General features: G+C 67.9%; 17 protein-coding genes and 4 pseudogenes. 14 read left to right on the plus strand and 7 right to left on the minus strand.

Translation table 11 applies throughout. The features are described 5' to 3' along the window. Positions 1–25: 25 nt before the first annotated feature. The 5 genes from AB0436_RS02820 to AB0436_RS02840 all read left to right on the plus strand — a co-directional run bounded on the left by AB0436_RS02820 (position 26) and on the right by AB0436_RS02840 (position 5,984). Positions 26–1,621 (plus strand): sugar ABC transporter ATP-binding protein, encoded by a 1,596-nt coding sequence (locus AB0436_RS02820; protein WP_366465840.1) that lies wholly within the window; start codon positions 26–28, stop codon positions 1,619–1,621. Further along, complete coding sequence (locus AB0436_RS02825; RefSeq protein WP_366465841.1) at positions 1,618–2,583, plus strand: ABC transporter permease; 966 nt, start codon at positions 1,618–1,620, stop codon at positions 2,581–2,583. Before AB0436_RS02820 ends, AB0436_RS02825 begins: the two co-directional genes overlap by 4 nt. Further along, on the plus strand, positions 2,580–3,602 hold the full coding sequence (locus AB0436_RS02830) for an ABC transporter permease (protein WP_366465843.1): 1,023 nt from the start codon (positions 2,580–2,582) through the stop codon (positions 3,600–3,602). The genes AB0436_RS02825 and AB0436_RS02830 overlap by 4 nt, the downstream gene beginning before the upstream one ends. A 175-nt stretch (positions 3,603–3,777) precedes the next feature. Further along, entirely contained in the window at positions 3,778–4,863 is a 1,086-nt protein-coding gene (locus AB0436_RS02835) for a LacI family DNA-binding transcriptional regulator (protein ID WP_366465845.1), read from the plus strand. 8 nt (positions 4,864–4,871) lie between these two features. After that, entirely contained in the window at positions 4,872–5,984 is a 1,113-nt protein-coding gene (locus AB0436_RS02840) for an aldose epimerase family protein (RefSeq protein ID WP_366465846.1), read from the plus strand. Positions 5,985–6,003: 19 nt separating this feature from the next. Here the strand turns inward: AB0436_RS02840 and AB0436_RS02845 are convergent, their stop codons facing one another. Continuing rightward, a complete protein-coding gene (locus tag AB0436_RS02845; protein ID WP_366465847.1) occupies positions 6,004–6,279 on the minus strand; it encodes a helix-turn-helix transcriptional regulator in 276 nt (91 codons plus the stop codon). A gap of 64 nt (positions 6,280–6,343) precedes the next feature. On the opposite strand from AB0436_RS02845, the gene map reads away from it, so the two are divergent. After that, the gene (gene map / locus AB0436_RS02850) at positions 6,344–7,111 is read left to right on the plus strand and encodes a type I methionyl aminopeptidase (RefSeq protein ID WP_366465848.1); all 768 of its coding nucleotides are present in this window, start codon (positions 6,344–6,346) and stop codon (positions 7,109–7,111) included. Between the two features lie 24 nt (positions 7,112–7,135). On the opposite strand, the pseudogene AB0436_RS02855 reads toward map, so the two are convergent. The 3 genes and pseudogenes from AB0436_RS02855 to AB0436_RS02865 all read right to left on the minus strand — a co-directional run. Further along, positions 7,136–7,375: pseudogene (locus AB0436_RS02855) on the minus strand (LysR family transcriptional regulator); the annotation flags it as partial. Between the two features lie 14 nt (positions 7,376–7,389). Continuing rightward, on the minus strand, positions 7,390–9,108 hold the full coding sequence (locus AB0436_RS02860) for a cellulase family glycosylhydrolase (RefSeq protein ID WP_366465849.1): 1,719 nt from the start codon (positions 9,106–9,108) through the stop codon (positions 7,390–7,392). A gap of 151 nt (positions 9,109–9,259) precedes the next feature. Further along, positions 9,260–9,694: an ATP-binding protein gene (locus AB0436_RS02865; protein ID WP_366465850.1), complete on the minus strand. Its 435-nt coding sequence runs from the start codon at positions 9,692–9,694 to the stop codon at positions 9,260–9,262. A gap of 85 nt (positions 9,695–9,779) precedes the next feature. On the opposite strand from AB0436_RS02865, the pseudogene AB0436_RS02870 reads away from it, so the two are divergent. The 3 genes and pseudogenes from AB0436_RS02870 (at position 9,780) to AB0436_RS02880 (ending at position 11,223) form a co-directional block, all read left to right on the plus strand. Beyond that, positions 9,780–10,606, plus strand: a pseudogene (locus tag AB0436_RS02870) (helix-turn-helix transcriptional regulator). Further along, entirely contained in the window at positions 10,590–10,787 is a 198-nt protein-coding gene (locus AB0436_RS02875; RefSeq protein WP_366465851.1) for a DUF397 domain-containing protein, read from the plus strand. The pseudogene AB0436_RS02870 and the gene AB0436_RS02875 overlap by 17 nt, the downstream one beginning before the upstream one ends. Before the next feature lie 304 nt (positions 10,788–11,091). Then, entirely contained in the window at positions 11,092–11,223 is a 132-nt protein-coding gene (locus AB0436_RS02880) for a transposase domain-containing protein (protein WP_366466139.1), read from the plus strand. Between the two features lie 171 nt (positions 11,224–11,394). Here the strand turns inward: AB0436_RS02880 and AB0436_RS02885 are convergent, their stop codons facing one another. The 3 genes and pseudogenes from AB0436_RS02885 to AB0436_RS02895 all read right to left on the minus strand — a co-directional run bounded on the left by AB0436_RS02885 (position 11,395) and on the right by AB0436_RS02895 (position 15,335). Further along, a complete protein-coding gene (locus AB0436_RS02885) occupies positions 11,395–12,639 on the minus strand; it encodes an IS256 family transposase (protein WP_366465852.1) in 1,245 nt (414 codons plus the stop codon). A gap of 237 nt (positions 12,640–12,876) precedes the next feature. Further along, a pseudogene (locus AB0436_RS02890) lies at positions 12,877–13,205 on the minus strand (hypothetical protein); the annotation flags it as partial. A gap of 1,323 nt (positions 13,206–14,528) precedes the next feature. After that, positions 14,529–15,335, minus strand: coding sequence for a hypothetical protein (locus tag AB0436_RS02895; protein WP_366465853.1), 807 nt, complete (start codon positions 15,333–15,335; stop codon positions 14,529–14,531). A 59-nt stretch (positions 15,336–15,394) separates the two neighbouring features. On the opposite strand from AB0436_RS02895, the pseudogene AB0436_RS02900 reads away from it, so the two are divergent. The 5 genes and pseudogenes from AB0436_RS02900 to AB0436_RS02920 all read left to right on the plus strand — a co-directional run. Continuing rightward, positions 15,395–15,619: pseudogene (locus AB0436_RS02900) on the plus strand (Scr1 family TA system antitoxin-like transcriptional regulator); the annotation flags it as partial. Then, positions 15,579–15,848 (plus strand): DUF397 domain-containing protein, encoded by a 270-nt coding sequence (locus AB0436_RS02905; protein WP_366465855.1) that lies wholly within the window; start codon positions 15,579–15,581, stop codon positions 15,846–15,848. The pseudogene AB0436_RS02900 and the gene AB0436_RS02905, both read left to right, overlap by 41 nt. 49 nt (positions 15,849–15,897) lie before the next feature. Continuing rightward, positions 15,898–16,179, plus strand: a complete 282-nt coding sequence (locus AB0436_RS02910) for a hypothetical protein (protein WP_366465857.1) — start codon at positions 15,898–15,900, stop codon at positions 16,177–16,179. Further along, on the plus strand, positions 16,176–16,298 hold the full coding sequence (locus AB0436_RS02915) for a hypothetical protein (RefSeq protein WP_366465858.1): 123 nt from the start codon (positions 16,176–16,178) through the stop codon (positions 16,296–16,298). Before AB0436_RS02910 ends, AB0436_RS02915 begins: the two co-directional genes overlap by 4 nt. Before the next feature lie 6 nt (positions 16,299–16,304). Then, the gene (locus AB0436_RS02920) at positions 16,305–16,559 is read left to right on the plus strand and encodes a hypothetical protein (protein ID WP_366465859.1); all 255 of its coding nucleotides are present in this window, start codon (positions 16,305–16,307) and stop codon (positions 16,557–16,559) included. Positions 16,560–16,654 lie beyond the last annotated feature (95 nt).

Consider the following 16,654-nt stretch of genomic DNA (forward strand, 5'->3'; position numbering starts at 1 on the left):
GTCTGTAGCGCTTGAGGAGGAAACGTTGGTCCAGCACAATCCGGCCCCCTCGCCCGGCTCCGTCCTGGAGGTCACGGGGGTCGACAAGAGCTTCGCGGGTGTTCATGCCCTGCGGGCGGTCGACTTCGAGCTGCGCCCCGGCGAGGTCCACGCCCTCATCGGCGAGAACGGCGCCGGCAAGTCCACCCTGATCAAGGTCATGACGGGCGTCTACCGCCCGGACGCCGGGCAGATCCGCTTCGCCGGCCGGCAGCGGGACTTCCGCAACCCGCTGGAGGCACAGGGGGCCGGGCTCTCCACCATCTATCAGGAGGTCAATCTCGTCCCCCTGATGTCGGTCGCCCGGAATCTGTATCTGGGCCGTGAGCCCCGCCGCTTCGGGCTGGTGGACGTCGGCCGGATGAACCGTGAGGCAACGCAGGCGCTGGCCCGCTACGGCGTGCATGTCGACGTGACCCGGCCGCTGCGCACGCTGGGTCTGGGTGCTCAGCAGATGGTCGCGCTGGCCCGCGCGGTCCAGGTCGATGCGCGCGTCGTCATCATGGACGAACCCACCTCGTCACTGGAACCTCGCGAAGTCGAGACGCTCTTCTCCGTCATCCGTGATCTCCGGCAGCAGTCCATCGCGGTGGTGTACGTCAGCCACCGCCTGGACGAGCTGTACACCATCTGCGACCGGGTGACGGTCATGCGCGACGGAGCCGTCGTACACACCGGGGACATCCACCGACTGGAGCGGCTCGAGCTGATCTCGCTGATGCTCGGCCGGGAGATGTCCACCGTCCGGGACAAGGGGAGCACCGCCTTCGACGCCGAGCGAGCAGGTCCGCGCGACGACCGGCCCGCCCTGCGGGCGTCGAACCTCACGGTCCGCCACCGGGTGCACGACGTCTCGTTCGACATCCACCCCGGCGAAGTCGTCGGGCTCGGCGGGCTGTTGGGGGCAGGACGCAGCGAGACCGCCAAGGCGGTGGTCGGCGCCCTGGCCACCGATTCGGGCTCCGTGGAGATCGCCGGCAGTCCGATGCCGCACCGCAGCCCCGCGGCGGCCATCCGGGCCGGAGTGGTGCTGCTGCCGGAGGACCGCAAGGTCGAAGGGATCATCCCCAGCCTGTCGGTGCGGGAGAACATCTCGCTGGCCGCGCTGCCCCGGCTCTCGCGCGCCGGGGTGGTCAGCAAGGCCAAGCAGGACGAGATAGTCCGTTTCTTCATGGACCGGCTGAGGATCAAGGCGTCGGGACCCGATCAGAAGGTCCGCGACCTCTCCGGTGGCAACCAGCAGAAGGTGCTGCTCGCCCGCTGGCTGTGCCTCAACCCGAAGGTGCTGCTGCTGGACGAGCCGACCCGCGGCATCGATGTCGGCGCCAAGGCCGAGGTGCAGGCCCTGATCGACGAATTGGCCGGCGACGGTCTCGGCGTGCTGCTGATCTCATCCGACCTGGAGGAGCTCATCGAGGGGTCGAACCGGGTCGTCGTACTCAAGGACGGCCGGGTGGTCGGCGAACTGGAGGGCGCGGCAGTCACCGAACAGGAGCTGCTGGACACCCTCGCCACGGCCCCCGGCCCCGAGACCACAGCCGCGGCGGCCACGTCCGCCGTGGGCGAGGAGGAGCAGCGATGACCACCCTCACCTGGGCGGGCGTTGCCCGCGACCGGGACCGACGGCTGCAGTTGCTGCAGGAGTACGGCGTCTACGCCGCGCTCGTCGTCCTCTTCGTGGTGGCCGTGGGGCTGGACTCCTCCTTCCTCTCGGTCGGCAACGTACGCATCCAGCTCTTCCAGGTGGCCCCGACGCTGCTGGTCGCCCTCGGTATGGCGCTGGTCATCGGCACCGAGGGCATCGACCTGTCGGTGGGCGCCGTCATCGCCCTGTCGGCTGCCGTCGTCCCGCTCTACCTCGGTTACGGGCTGCCGACCGCGCTGCTGATCGCCCTGCTGCTGGGCGCGGTGTCGGGGGCGGTGAGCGGCGCGATGGTCGCCTTCGCCCGGATCCAGCCGATCGTGGCGACCCTGTCGTTGATGATCGGCGTCCGCGGACTCGCGGAGATCGTCAACGGCAACTCGGCGAAGCCCGTCGTCCAGTCCGGACTGCTCTCGCTCGGCTCGAACAGCTTTGCCGGGGTTCCGGTGATGGCGTGGATCGCCGCCGGTTGCGCGGTGCTGGCCGGCCTGGTCGTGCGCCGTACCACCTTCGGCCGGCAGCTGGTCGCCATCGGCGACAACCGGCAGGCCAGCCGGTTGTCCGGGCTGCCGGTACGCCGGGTGCTGGTGACGGTCTATGTGATCTCCGGCGCGCTCGCCGCGCTGGCCGGTGTCATGATCATCGGCCACGGCGCGGAAGCCGACCCGGCCCACCAGGGCCTGAACATGGAACTCAATGCGATCACCGCGGTCGTCGTGGGCGGCACCCCGCTGACCGGTGGCCGGGTACGCGTGCTGGGCACCGTCGCCGGAGCTCTCTTCATGCAGCTGATCACGGCTGTGCTCACCCAGCACAACGTCCCCACCTCATACACCCAGATCGTCGAGGCGGCGATCATCTGCTTCGCCGTGTACGCCTCCCAGGAGCGTGGTAGCCGATGAGTCCCACCGCCATGCAGTCCACCACGCTGCCACCGGGCCCCGCCTCCGGGACCGGCGCCGCACAGACCCCGTTGCGCGAGCGGCTCGCCTCGCAGGTGCAGCGGCATGGCGCACTGGCCGTACTGGTCCTGGTGGTGGCCATCGCCACCGCCACCTCCTCCACCTTCCCGACGACGTCCAACATCACCAGCATCCTCGGCAACAACGCCTTCGTCTGGCTGCTGGCCCTGGGCATGACCTTCGTCATCATCACCGGCGGCATCGACCTGTCCGTCGGCTCGATGTACGCACTCGGCGGTGTCCTCGCCGCCTACGGGGCGCACACCAGTGGCACCTGGCTCGCCATCGCGCTGCCGGTCGTCGTCGGCGCCGCCTGGGGAACGCTGCAAGGTCTGCTCGTGGCACGGGCCGGAATGGCGCCGTTCATCGTCACCCTGGCCGGACTGCTCGGCGCTCGCGGGCTGCTGCAGGCCGTCACCCACGACGGGTCCACCACCTACCTCGTCCCGGCGGGTTCCGCTTTCCGCAGTCTCGGATCCGGCACCTGGACACCGGTGATCATCGTCGGTCTGCTCTTCGTCCTGGCCGGCCTGGTGCTGACCCGTACCCGGTTCGGGGCGACGCTGACGGCCATGGGCGGCAACGAGAACGCCGCGGTTCTGATGGGGCTGCCGGTGGCCCGTACGAAGGTACTGGTCTACGTGCTCTCCGGCGCCCTCGCCGCCACGGCCGGAGCGCTCGGCAGTGCCCGGCTGGGCTCCGGGGTGACCACCATCGGGGTGGGTTACGAGCTCACCGCGATCGCCTCGGTCGTCATCGGGGGCACCCTGCTCACCGGTGGCAGCGGCTCGATCGGCGGTACACTCAGCGGCGTACTGCTGCTCGCGGTCATCCACAACCTGATCGACCACTACTTCTCGCAGTACGGCTCGGCATTCACCGACACCGTCAATGGGGCCTTCCTGGCGCTCGTGGTGCTGCTGCAGACCCTGCTGAGCCGGACTCAGCGACTTCCCTGACCTCCCGTCGGCAGCGTCAGCGGCGGGCCACGGCTCACGGGGGCCCGGTCCACGGGACGACCTACCCGCAGCATCCTCCGGTTCCTTCGCACGACGACCACGGGACCGGAACCGACACCGGGCCAGGGCTTGCGTCAAGCACTCCCAGCCCGGCCGAGCAGAGGAAACGAGCGCCGTGGGCGTCAGCCTGAAAGACGTCGCGCAGCGCGCAGGCGTCTCCACGAAGACCGTCTCGAACGTGGTGAACAACTATCCGCACATCAGCCCGGCCATGCGTGAGCGCGTCCAACGAGCCATCGACGAACTCGGCTACCGCCCCAACCTGACGGCACGTCACCTGCGGAAGGGGCGCACCGGAATCATCACCCTCGCCGTCCCCGAACTGGGCAACCCCTACTTCGCCGATCTGGCAGGCGCCATCATCGACGCCGCGGCGCAGCACGACCACACCGTTCTCCTCGACCACACCGCCGGACTGCGGGACAAGGAGATCCTGGTCTCCCAGGGGTTTCGCTCGCACGTCATCGACGGACTGATTCTCAGCCCCATCCAGCTGGAGAACGAGGATCTGCTGGCGCGTTCCGAAGGGCCGCCGATGGTCCTGCTGGGTGAGCGCGAATACACCGCCCCCTACGACCAGATCGCCATCGACAACGTGGCCGCCGCCCGGACCGCGGTGCGGCATCTGCTCGATCTCGGGCGCCGCCGGATCGCCTTCCTCGGCGCCCGCAGCGAGAGTGCCCGGCTCCCCGCTCATCTGCGGCTGCGCGGCTGGCGCGAGGAGATCAAGGTCGCCGGCGGAACACCGCAGGAGTCCCTGGTCGTGGCGACGGAGGGCTACGACCGCCCGGACGGCGCAAAGGCCATGGCCGAGCTGCTGGCGCGGGGGGAGCGGCCGGACGCCGTCTTCGCCTACAACGATGTGGTGGCGCTGGGCGCGATGCGGGTGCTCACCGAGCGCGGACTGCGCGTGCCCGAGGACATCGCGGTGGTCGGCTTCGATGACATCGAGGAAGGCCGTTACGGGGCGGTGTCCCTGTCGACGGTCGCCCCGGACAAGGCGGCCATCGCCCGGCTCGCGGTGGAGTGCCTCATCGAACGCATCGCGAAGGGGGACTCGGAGACCGCACCCGTGCCCCGGCGGATTCTGCCGGGCTACACGCTGATGGTCCGGGAGTCCAGCGTGGGACGCACCGGCTCCGCAAGCCCTCCGCCGGCCGGCGATCCGTCCGGGCCGGATCAGCCCCGCACCCCCCACTGAGGATCCGTATGCCACGCCCCACACTGACCCGCTCCCCCTTCGATGTCACCGCCGATGTCACCGCCGACGGCACCCGCGTCGACCGCTGGACCCTGGACTCAGGCCACGGCGTTCGCGCCGAGGTGCTCGGTTACGGCGCCATCCTGCACAGCCTGACCGTGCCGGACGCCGACGGGCGACCCGAGTGCGTGGTGCTCAACCTGCCGACGGTGGCGGACTACGCGGACCGCAGCCCGTTCTTCGGCGCGGTGATCGGCCGGTACGCCAACCGCATCGCCCACGGCCGTTTCACCCTCGACGGACGCACGTACCAGCTGCCGGTGAACGACCGCGGCCATACGCTGCACGGCGGCCCCCAGGGCTTCCACCACCGCATCTGGTCGGCCGAACCGGGCCCGGAGGGCCACGGGGGCGCCGCCGTCTCGGTGCGGCTCTCGCTGCACAGCCCGGCCGGCGACATGGGCTTCCCCGGCGCGCTCGACGTCTCCGTCACCTACACGCTGGACCACCACGGCACCCTGCGCCTCGACTACACCGCCCGTACCGACCGGCCCACGCCCGTCAACCTCACCCACCACGCCTACTTCAACCTCGCCGGAGCGGGCCACGGTGACGTCCTCGGCCACACCTTGGCGGTGGACTCCGACGCCTACCTGCCCGTGACAGCCGACGCGATCCCCTGCGGCGCGAGCGCCCCCACCGCCGGCACACCGTTCGACTTCGCCGAGCAACGACCCATCGGCGCCCGGCTGAACGACGACAGCCTGCAGCTGCGGGACGCGGGCGGTTACGACCACTGCTGGGTACTCACCCGGCCCACCGCCCCGGCCCGGATGCGCCGGGCCGCCCGGCTCGCCGAGCCCGGCAGCGGCCGGCGCATGGAGGTATGGACCACCGAGCCGGGCATCCAGGTCTACACGGGCAACGGCCTCGACGGCACGCTGAGCGGGGCTGCGGGCAAGCCGTACGAGCGGCACGGTGCGGTATGCCTGGAAACCCAGCACCTCCCGGACTCGCCGAACCGGCCCGAGTATCCGAGCACCGTGCTGCGGCCCGGCGACGTCTTCCGCAGCAGCACCGAGTTCCGCTTCCCGCACCTGCCGCGCGCGGCGGGGCGCTGACGTTGTCACGCCCTGAAGCTCAGGCCGAGAGCGCCGTTTCCGCCCCCTCGGCATCCCTCGCGCACGCGGCAACCAGCTCGTCCAGGGACACCTCCAGTGCGGCGGCCAGAGCCGCAACGGTGAAGAAGGCGGGGGTCGGCGCCCGGCCGGTTTCGATTTTGCGCAGGGTCTCCGCCGACACCCCGGCCGCCGCGGCGACCTCCACCATGCTGCGGTCGCCGCGCGCCTGACGCAGCAGCGCGCCGAACCGCTCTCCGCGCTGCCGCTCCTCGGGGGTCAAAGCCGTTCTCACCATGCCCGTGATACTAATACCGGTATAAGAATTGGTTTCGGTGGGTGGCACGAGGGAGTCGCAGGACATGGTGGAGATCAAAACTGACGCGGCACTGGACGCGATGCGGGAAGCCGGGCGCGTCGTGGCGCAGGCGCTGGGCGCCGCCCGGGAAGCGGCGGGAATCGGAGTGTCCCTGCGGGACCTGGACGAAGCCGCCCGTGCCGTCCTCGCTGAGGCGGGCGCCACCTCGCCCTTCCTCGGTTACCGCCCCTCCTTCGCCCCCGTCCCCTTCCCGGCGGTGATCTGCACCTCGGTCAACGACGCGATCGTGCACGGCGTCCCCACCGAGTACCGCCTGCGAGACGGCGACCTGGTGAGCATCGACTGCGGTGCGGAACTCGACGGCTGGACCGGTGACGCCGCCATCAGCTTCACCGTCGGCACACCAAGCCCCGCCGACCTCGGACTGCTCCGCGCCACCCAGCGGGCCCTCGACGCGGGCATCGCCGCCGCCCGCCCCGGCAACCGCATCGGCGACATCTCCCACGCCATCGGCACCGTCGCCCGATCCGCCCGCTGCGGCATGCCCGCCGACTTCGGCGGCCACGGCATCGGCCGCCGCATGCACGAGGACCCCCACGTACCCAACCGGGGGCGCCCCGGCCGCGGATTCCCGCTCCGCCACGGCCTGACCCTCGCCATCGAACCCATGCTCATGTCCGGCGGACACGACGACTACTACACCGGCCCGGACGGCTGGACCATGCGCACCATCGACGGCAGCCGAGCAGCCCACATCGAGCACACCGTCGCCATCACCGAAGAAGGCCCCCGCATCTTGACCCTCCCCTGACTCCCGCGTACCCGGGGCAGGCGCTCAATCGCGGTAGGCGGCGATCGCGGTCCGGACGAACGAGCGGATCAGTGGATTCGCGTCGCCCTCCTTCCGGGCCACCACCCCGCGGCTCGGCGGCATGTCGATCAGTGGCACCACGGAGAGTCCCTCGCCCGGCTCGTGGCTCAGCAGCGTCATTCCGACCGTGCCGTTCCAGAGGACGGCTTGCCGGCATTCCTGGACGGCGCGTACCACCGGGCCCTCGCGCGGTGCCCCGCCGTTCCGGCATCAGCCTTTCAGGCGGAGGTGCCCGTGACCGCGGTGCCGGACCTGGTCAGCGTGTACGTCACGACCGTCCCGCTCCAGAAGTGGAAGGTGAGGGTCACGGTGGAGCCGTCGGTGACACCGTCGAAGAACGCGGCCGGCAAGGTGATCCTGCCTGCCGTGTAGTCCGGCGTGAAGGCCACATTGAACTGCTGGTACGTCGTCCAGGACTGCGGACCCGCGGCGGCGCCGTCGGCGTACACCGCTTCCATGGTCGCCAACTTGTCTCCGTTGAACGCGGTGGGTATCACCAGCGAGGTCGTCGTACCCGTCGCGCTCGTCAGCACCGGCTTGTCATAGGTGACGACGTTGACGGCCCACGGAGTTCCGTCCGTGAACCGCAGAGAGAGGACCGCATTCGTGCCGTGCTCCTGCGACGCGGTCAACCGGCCGAGGGTCGCCGCCGCGATCGTCAGCGTGCTGCCGCTGACGGTGTAGTCCACGCCCCGGACCAGGTGGCCGGTACCGACATCGATCTTCATCAGCCTGGTGCCGTTGAGGTTCAGCGTGATCGTCGCGTCCGTTGGGGTCTTGCCCCGGGGCACGAAGAGCTGATCGGTGGACGCGGTGCCGGATCGCCCGGTCCAGCTCGAACGCGTCTGCGCATAGAGGCTCGGGTCGTTCCATTGCATGGTGCGGCGGTTGAAGCGACCCCCGTTGTCCCACAGCATCGTGGTCAAGCCCCGGTACCGCGCGTAGTAGCCGAGATACTCGAGGTACTTGAGCATCTCGCCCTCTTGGACCGTGCCGGGGCCGGAGTCCCAGCCGAGCAGGCCGTACTCACCGACGACGGCCGGGATCCCGTTGGCCACAAAGGCCTTGTGCACCCGGTCGAACGTGTCGGTCAGGTCCTGCTGGGTGGCCGCGTTGAAAGTCGTGTAACCGGCGAGGTTCACGCTGAAGGGCCAGAAACTGTAGTAATGGACCGAGGCCACGAGATTCGGGTCGTCGAGCGCGGCGAAGGTGGCGGCCAGGCCGTCGATCTGGGTCTGCTCCGGGGTGTCCCCCAGAGTCGGCATCACGAGCAGCCGGTCGGCATTGCCTCCGCCGGTCGCGCGCACGAGGGAGTGGAAGGTCGTGTTGAGCTCGTTGATCAGAGTGGCGTTCTGTGCGTCGCCGGAACTTCCGTCGAAGAACGGCTCGTTGATGCTCTCGAAAAGCAGCCGGCGCGGTTCGTCCCGGAAGGCGCCCGCGATCTGCTGCCAGGTGGCGATGTACTGGGCCAGGACCGCGTCATGCCGGGTCGGCATGTTCAGCACCCACTGCCACGCGTCGCCGTGCATGTTGATCAGAACATGGAACCCGTCGGCCAGTGCCCAGTCGACCACCTGCTTGAGCCTGGCCAGAAACACCGGGTCGAGGGTGTAGGTCGGAGCCGCGCCCTCGTGCTGACCCCAGGTCACCGGGATCCGGATGCTCCTGAAGCCCTGCGCCTTCAGTCCGCGGAGGAACGCCCGGGTCACGCGCGGGTTGCCCCACGCCGTCTCGTCGGCGCCGATGGCCTCGAAACTGTTGCCCAGATTCCAGCCGGGCTGCATACGTGCGACTACGTCCAGCGCGGACGCCGACGCGGCGGGACCAGTGGACCGGGCAGCGGCCTGCGCGGCCGATGGGACGGACAACGCCGCGACGGCGAGGGCCGCGGAGGTCGTCATGACCTGGCGGCGGGTGAAACCGGCTGAGCTCGGCATAGCACTCTCCAGTGAGTCGGAAGGCCTTCCCGCAATGTCGAAGGCGGCCAACGTCGAAGCGCTTCGACACATTTCGGGGAGCCTAGCGCAGCCTGGGGCTGGAGAGAACGGGTCGCAGCGGACGCTCGTCGGAAGACCAAGCTGAGGCGCATCACCCCTCGGCGCCCTTCGCGGCCAGGCACTCGAACCACACCGTCTTGCCACAGCCGTCGGGACGCTCCTCCACACCCCACCTGTCGGTGACGGCATCGACCAGCAGCAGCCCTCGCCCGCCCTCACCGAGCTCATCACCCGCGACCGCGCGAGGCAGTTGTGGACAGCCGTCCGCGACCTCGACGCGGACGCCCCCGGCGTGCAACGGGAAGATGAGCGTCTGACAGCGACGGCCGGGGACGTGGCGTACGACGTTCGCGATCAGCTCGGTGAGCGCCAACTCGGCCGCGTCCGCCACCTCGAGCAGCCCCCAGCCGGTGAGATACAAGCGCAGGATCCGGCGCAGGTGCCGGGCCGAATGCTCGCCCAGCGCGAAGTCGGAACGGTAGGCCGACTCGGCGGGTCCGGCGGCCGGATCAATCACGTGGTTCATGCCACCAGCGTGCAACGCGGCGATTACGCTCGGCTACGGACGGAAACGAACGCCGTCAGGCGTGGAAAGCCGGAGGTAGCCCGCCGTGGCCAACGTTCAATCACTCGACCCGAGCGCTTCCCCGTTGGACTACTACGGCTGGGAACTGCGCCGCCAGCGCGAGGCCAGCGGCCTCCGGCAGGGCCAGCTCGGCGACATCATCTTCTGCACAGGGTCCCTGGTCGGCCAGATCGAGACCACGAAGAAGGTCCCCACCCGTGACTTCTCCGAACGAGTCGACGCGGCACTCGGCACCGACGGGCTGTTCTCCCGGCTGATCGGCCTCGTCCTGCGCAGCCAACTGCCCAACTGGTTCCAGCCCTACGCAGCCATGGAAGCCCGCGCGGCATACATCTCCACGTACCAGGCGCAGTTGGTGTACGGACTGCTCCAGACAAAGGAGTACGCACGAGCACTCCTCGCTGTCGACCAGCCGAGCAAGGTCGACGAGATGGTGGCCGCTCGCCTCGACCGTCAGCGAATCCTCCGGGGCGAGAATCCACCGGCCCTGTGGGTCATTCAGAGCGAAGCCGCACTACTCCAAGAGGTCGGCGGACGCGCTGTCATGCGCGGGCAACTGGCCCGGCTGTTGGCCTTCAGGGACAACCCGTGGGTGCAGGTCCAGGTGCTCCCGTTCCACGTCGGCCAACACACGGGCATGATGGGGTCGTTCAACCTGCTCCGGTTCGATGACGATCCCGATTTGTTCTACGTGGACGGCTATGACCAGGGCCATATGACCGCCAATCCACACGTGATCAAGGAACGTTCGATCGGCTACGCTCGCTTGCAAGCTACAGCCCTCCCCCCCCCGAGGACTCGGCGGCACTGATCGCTCGTGTGATGGAGGAACGCTATGGAAACCAGCCATGACCTGGCCGGAGCGCAGTGGCGGAAGTCGTCGTACAGCGGCACCAACGGAGGCGACTGCGTCGAGGTCGCCGACGGGTGCCCCGTCGGCTCCGTCCCGGTCCGTGACAGCAAGAACCCGTCCGGTCCCGTCCTGATCTTCCGCGCGGACACCTGGCAGGCCTTCGTGGCCGGACTGCGCTAGGACTGGCGATCTTCTTGCTTTCGACCCGTGCTGTCCGGACACGCCGAGACCTGTTCGTGGCGGTTGGTATCCACACGTGAACCTGTGTTTCCGGGGCCTTGACCCAAGGCCGGGCAGTTAGACAACTCGCAGGTCATGCAAGGTCGTTGGAGGATTTCTGCATAGAGCAACGGAGCTCGTTGGTACAGGCAGTCGACCAAGACAGCTTGTATCCGAGGAGCTCCGTTGCCGTCTCATGATGTCCCGTCCGCACCGGTGGTGACCGTCACCCGTATGGCCACCGTGGCCGCGGGAGCTGACGGCCATCGCGCCGTTCGAGCTCGTCGACGCGGTCCTTCAGGAGACCCGTAGCGTGCGGAGGCGCCTGCGTGATCTTCCTTCGCGTGCCGGTGTCTATTTCCTGCTCGCGATCTGCCTGTTCCCCGAGGTCGCCTAGCGGCTGGCGTGGGACAAGCCGACCGGCGGGCTGGCCGAAATGCCGGTGGCCTCGCCGAGCGCGAAGGCCCCTGAGTAATCTGCGCCGAAGGCTGGGCATGCGCCGGTACGGGCTCTGTCCGACGTGCTCGCCGGGCCGCTGGGGTCGTGTCCCTTCTCGTGGTGTAGCCGATCAATCGGCGGGCGTGTTGGTGGTGTTGGGTAGTGCGGGGGCGCTTTCGGGGAGCTTGGCGGGGTAGAGCTGGTCCATGCTTCCCTCGGGTAGGTAGCGGCGGGGGAAGGCGATCCATTCGTCGTGCAGTTCGAACAGCACCGCACTGACCAGCCGCAGGAGCGCGTCGTCGTTGGGGAACACCTGGACGACATCGGTGCGGCGCTTGACCTCGCGGTTGATCCGCTCCAGCGGGTTGGTGGACTGGATCTTCTTCCAATGTCGCTCGGGGAACGCCGCGAAGGCGGTCAGGTCGTCCTTCGCCTCCAGCAGCATCTCCTTGACCTTGGGGAACTGTTTGCCGAGCATGTCGGCGACGGTGTCCAGCTGGGTTCGGACCGCGTCGGCAGAGGGCTGGGCGAAGATCGTACGGATCGTGGCCGCGGCCATCTCGGCCGCTTCCTTGTTGATCACGCTGAACACGTTGCGCAGGAAATGAACCCTGCAGCGCTGGTAGGCGGCTCCGAGCATGACCTTCCGGATGGCCTTGACCAGCCCCAGGTGGTGGTCACCGATGACGAGCCGGACCCCGGTCAGACCGCGTTCACGCAGGTGACGCAGGAACTCGGTCCAGAACACCACCTCGGTCTCGCTGTCGCCGACCATCACACCCAGCACCTCGCGGCCGCCGTCCTCGGTGATCCTGGTGGCGATCACCACCGCCCGGGAGACGATCTGGTGCTCGACCCTCGCCTTGCAGTAGGTCGCGTCCAGATAGACGTACGGGAACCGGACGTGATCCAGGGGCCGGCCGCGGAACGCGGTCAGCTGGCCGTCCAGGTCCTGGCAGATCCGCGAGACCTCGCTCTTGGATATCCCGGTGTCCGCGCCCAGGGCCTTGACGAGGTCGTCGACCGACCTCGTGGACACGCCGTGGACGTATGCCTCCATGATGACGGCGTACAGGGCCTGGTCGATGCGACGCCGCCGTTCCAGCAGTGCGGGGAAGAAACTTCCCGACCGCAGCTTGGGGATCGCGAGGTCAAGGTCGCCGGCCTGGGTGCTGAGCGTCTTGTCACGGTGCCCGTTGCGAAGCGCGGTGCGTGTCTCGGTGTGCTCGTTCCATTCCGCACCGATCCGGGCCGTGGCCTCGGCCTCGATCAGCTCCTGGAGCATCCGCTCGGCCACACCCCGAACGAGTTCCAGCCCGTCCGCCGAACGTAGTGACTCCAGCAACCGGAGTAGGTCATGCTGAGACAGGGCCACCCTGCACCTCCCGCGTTGAACTGCCCGTTCACTACGGAGAGTTGCACGGTGGCCCGCCCCCTGGCAGGGAGCGGAAGCCACGTCGGCACGCGCCCCCGGCGCACTCCCTCACGATGATCGGCTACACCACAACAAGGGACGCCATCGCCGCTGGCCCGGCCGACGACGCCAGGAGTGCGGTTCGGCCCATACCCGACGGTGTCGTTGGACTGCTGCAGCTCGCTGCAGATGCCCGATTCACCGCACAACCGGGCCTGGCTCGGGCGGACGGCTCATCACGGCTATCCCACGCTGGCATTGATGACTCTGGTCGAAACCGGGACGAAGGCCCTGATCGGCGGCGGTGAGGCGGTCGTGCGCGAGAAGCCGTTTGGCCTCCAGGACGATCCGGTCGACGATGTACGCCTTCGGGTGCGGCCGGTGACCTGCTGCACCGCTCTGAGTGTGAACGCCGGATCGGAGTGCCCCAGCCACTTCGCGAGCGACACGATCGACTCGCCGGCTTCGAGCATCACCGAGGCGTATGTATGGCGCAGGACGTGGAAGCCGTACTCGCGACTGGGTTCCCGTAGGCGAACAGGCGGACATCCAGGGCACGACGAGTGAGTCCTGGGCAATTCCGCCTTCGCGACATTCGAACCCGAGACCTACGCATTACGAGACCGTGAGGGTTCGTGCCACCAGGTGCCTCGTGGTGTCGCCTCGTGACGATTCCGCTGATCAGAGCAGGCGCACCAGGGCAGGCTGTGCCGCCCAGTGCTGCACCGTCCAAAGGCGTCTGTCCACCGATACGCCCCCGCGCTCGCCGCATGGTGACAGTTTTGCTGGCTCGCTGGTACCACGGAGCCTCGTCCGGCTCCTCATGTCCATACGCTTGTTGAGATCCAACAACTGCCACTTCCGTCGGCCCTCCGTCAGGGCCAGTGCCAGGCGGATGCCCCGAGCAGTTCGCGCCAGGGCATCCACAACCGGCGGCGCTTGCTGAGCCAGGCGTGACCATCACGGGGTCATGGTGGTCGAAGAACAGCGTCCTGCCGGTGTCGGGGGCAGCTATCTGCGCCATCTGGCTGTCGGTGAGTTCGAAGTCGAAGGCGTCGACGTTCTGCACCATCCGGGCGGGGTTGACCGACTTCGGGATGGTGACGATGTCGCGCTGGATCAGCCAGCGGCGGAGCACGATGCGCCACGGACTTACCGTGGGCCTTGCCGAGGACGGGGTGGGCGAACAGGTCGTTCTTGCCTTTGGGCGAAGCCGCCCACGCCTGGTGCTGACGCCGTGCTCGCGTACTCCGACCTCAGTTGATCGTTCCGACGGCCGGGACCATCAGCCGTACTCAGCGCATCCGCTTCCATCTCACTCGGCCCTCAATTGCGGTACCGGACCACACGCCAGGTAGTGACACCGTTTCGAGTGTCTCCGACCCATGAAGGATCTCCGAGCAACCATCTTTCCAACCACCTCAGGAGCTGAACTGGACTGAATCTTTTAAGCACTCCCTTCCAAGGGGAAGACTGCAGCCGATACCAATACATTTCCTGCCTCTCCACCGAAACCACCTTTGACGGCAAAGTGGGGGCGACCAATGGCACCAGATCGCGTCGGCTTGCATGCCGGGCGAACGGCACCAGATAGACCATTAGTGCACCAGCCTGGCTGGACATCGGGGAAGGGCGTGCATTCATGCGCGCACCCTGGCAGCAGAGCGCGATTCCGTCTGACTCAAGGTCCTTTCTGATCTGCTGAAGCGCTCGGAATAGGTCTATTCCAGTACCTTTGAATGCTCGCCCGTCCGGAGCGGTCGCGGTAACGCTCCACGGGGACCCTTCCGAGAGTTCAACCAGCCAGTCTTCGAGTCCACCCGAAGTGGAAGCCTTTACGAGAGTCTTAGTCATTGATGCCCGTATCCTGGATTATCGAAGGTTTCGCCGGTTGGAAAATTATACGACCATCGCCTTGCCCTGAGGATGTGCGATGGGTCAATCCCACGCGGGAATATTATTTCGGTCTCAGATTTGAAGACATAACTGAACGGGAGTACCTTATTTACCCGGATCCCGGTCCCCGGGCTGTTGATTTCATATACCCAGGTTTCCCCCTTGGCTGATTGCGGAAAAGCTGACGCTGTTGATTCTCGGGTTGTCGTGCCAACCCACGCCGATGGCGTGTCGTACAGCCCATATTGGAGGATATCTGTATTGGTTCCCTTCGGCGAAAAGCCTTCCGGGAAGACCACACTTGGATGTCTAGCATCTCCGCGGTATACACGCTTCGGCTCGACTATGGCGCTGGGCTTCACATCGATATCAGCGAACGGGTTCACCTTCGACGGCGCACCCAAGAGCCCCTTGCCCCAGCGCCATGCGGGGCCAGCAAGGCTGCCGAGTGCGCCGCCTCCGGCTCCGAGGAGGAGGTCGGTTGGTGTGGTGGGTTGGCATTGGACGGTGTTGATGGCCCAGGTGTATCCGGCGCCGACGGCGGCGTTGACGCCGATGGTGGTGGCGAGGCCTGCGCCGCCTTCGAGGCCGAGGCCTGCTGCGACGCCTGCGCCTGCGGGGGCGAGGAAGGCTGCGCCGGCGCCGATGAGGGCGCCCTTGCCGGTGGCGACGGCGAAGTCGCCCCAGTCGAAGTCGTCCTGGTGGGTGAGGGCGTAGATGCCGCCGCCGAGGACGCCGCCGATGGCTGCGCCGATGCACATGGGGCAGTCGCCGGAGGGGTCGGACAGGTTGGCGGGGTCGTTGGCCGCGTAGTTGTTCGTTCACCGCAATGCGATTCGACAACGACCCGGACATCATCTACACGGAGGACGTCATCTCCGGCCACATGACCGCCAGCCCCGACACTGTCAGGGAAGCCTCCCTCCGTTACGCTCACTTGCAGGCCGCTGCCCTCTCCATCGAGGATTCGGCGGCACTGATCACCCGCGTGATGGAGGAGCGTTATGGAGACCGGCCCCGACCTGAAGAGCGCGTGGTGGCGTAAGTCCAGTTACAGCGGAAACACCGGTGGCGAGTGCGTCGAATGCACCGTCACCGGCGGCGCGGCCTGGCGCACCTCCTCGTACAGCGGCAGCACCGGCGGCGAGTGCGTCGAGGTAGCCGACGGATGCCCCGTCGGCTCCGTCCCGGTCCGCGACAGCAAGAACCCATCCGGCCCCGCCCTGATCTTCCGCGCGGACACCTGGCACGCCTTCGTGGCCGGACTCCGTTAGGGCCTCGCAATCCTGTCGGCCACACGGCTCTACCGAGAGTAGTAGCGATATGAGTGACGAACCCGACACCAGCATCAACGTCTCCAAAGCGGCCCGCGAACGCCTGGGCATACTGGCCAGCGAGCAGGGAAGTACCATTCGCGGCCTTGTCGAAGAACTCGCCCGGAACAAGCCCACCCGTGCCGAACTCGCGGCCCGTGGTGCTGCCGCACGCGCCTATCTGCACGAGCAGATGGGCATCGACGTCACTGCTGCGGACGAAGCCGCCGGCCGCCGCCTTCTGGATGCCATCGCCCAGCGCACCGGCCGGCGAGACGGAGCCGCTGCGTGATCCCGTTCCTGCTGGATCACACCGCCCTCCTCGCCCTGGGCGCCGGACACCGGCAGCTGTCCGGCCTCATCGTCGCCACCGCCGAAGGCAGCGTCCTCGGTCATGTCCCCGCCCTGTGACTGGCCGTGGCCGAGGGAGAGCGCAAGGGCATCGGCAAGTACGCCGCCAGTCTCCCCGGCCTCGAAGTCGAACCCCTCGATCTGCCGGCAGCCCTCGACGCCGGCGCGCTCATCGGAGGCGGCACCGACTGGCGCATCACCCACGCCGTGCATCAGGCCCGCCCCAGTGCCGAATGGCCTACCGGGCGCGTCGTCGTCTCCCTCCACCCCGATCTGTACGACAGCGCCGGTAACACCCCGATCAACCCCGACACCATCTGACTCAAAACGTCGGTCAGGTGGTACTTCAATCACTGCCGTTGCGGCTGACGACACGGTTCTTACCGGCACCCCGAGATCACGACCAACGCGGTTGA

The sequence above is a fragment of the Streptomyces sp. NPDC051322 genome, assembly GCF_040689485.1.
Taxonomy (GTDB): Bacteria; Actinomycetota; Actinomycetes; order Streptomycetales; family Streptomycetaceae; genus Streptomyces.

Excerpts from the sequence above, each read along its gene's own strand:
- AB0436_RS02910 (WP_366465857.1), top strand. The coding sequence starts at position 15,898 with ATGAGTGACGAACCCGACACCAGCATCAACGTCTCCAAAGCGGCCCGC.
- AB0436_RS02905 (WP_366465855.1), top strand. The coding sequence starts at position 15,579 with ATGGAGACCGGCCCCGACCTGAAGAGCGCGTGGTGGCGTAAGTCCAGT.
- AB0436_RS02860 (WP_366465849.1), bottom strand. The coding sequence starts at position 9,108 with ATGCCGAGCTCAGCCGGTTTCACCCGCCGCCAGGTCATGACGACCTCC.
- AB0436_RS02830 (WP_366465843.1), top strand. The coding sequence starts at position 2,580 with ATGAGTCCCACCGCCATGCAGTCCACCACGCTGCCACCGGGCCCCGCC.
- map (WP_366465848.1), top strand. The coding sequence starts at position 6,344 with ATGGTGGAGATCAAAACTGACGCGGCACTGGACGCGATGCGGGAAGCC.
- AB0436_RS02845 (WP_366465847.1), bottom strand. The coding sequence starts at position 6,279 with ATGGTGAGAACGGCTTTGACCCCCGAGGAGCGGCAGCGCGGAGAGCGG.
- AB0436_RS02875 (WP_366465851.1), top strand. The coding sequence starts at position 10,590 with ATGGAAACCAGCCATGACCTGGCCGGAGCGCAGTGGCGGAAGTCGTCG.
- AB0436_RS02825 (WP_366465841.1), top strand. The coding sequence starts at position 1,618 with ATGACCACCCTCACCTGGGCGGGCGTTGCCCGCGACCGGGACCGACGG.
- AB0436_RS02840 (WP_366465846.1), top strand. The coding sequence starts at position 4,872 with ATGCCACGCCCCACACTGACCCGCTCCCCCTTCGATGTCACCGCCGAT.
- AB0436_RS02895 (WP_366465853.1), bottom strand. The coding sequence starts at position 15,335 with ATGTGCATCGGCGCAGCCATCGGCGGCGTCCTCGGCGGCGGCATCTAC.
- AB0436_RS02865 (WP_366465850.1), bottom strand. The coding sequence starts at position 9,694 with ATGAACCACGTGATTGATCCGGCCGCCGGACCCGCCGAGTCGGCCTAC.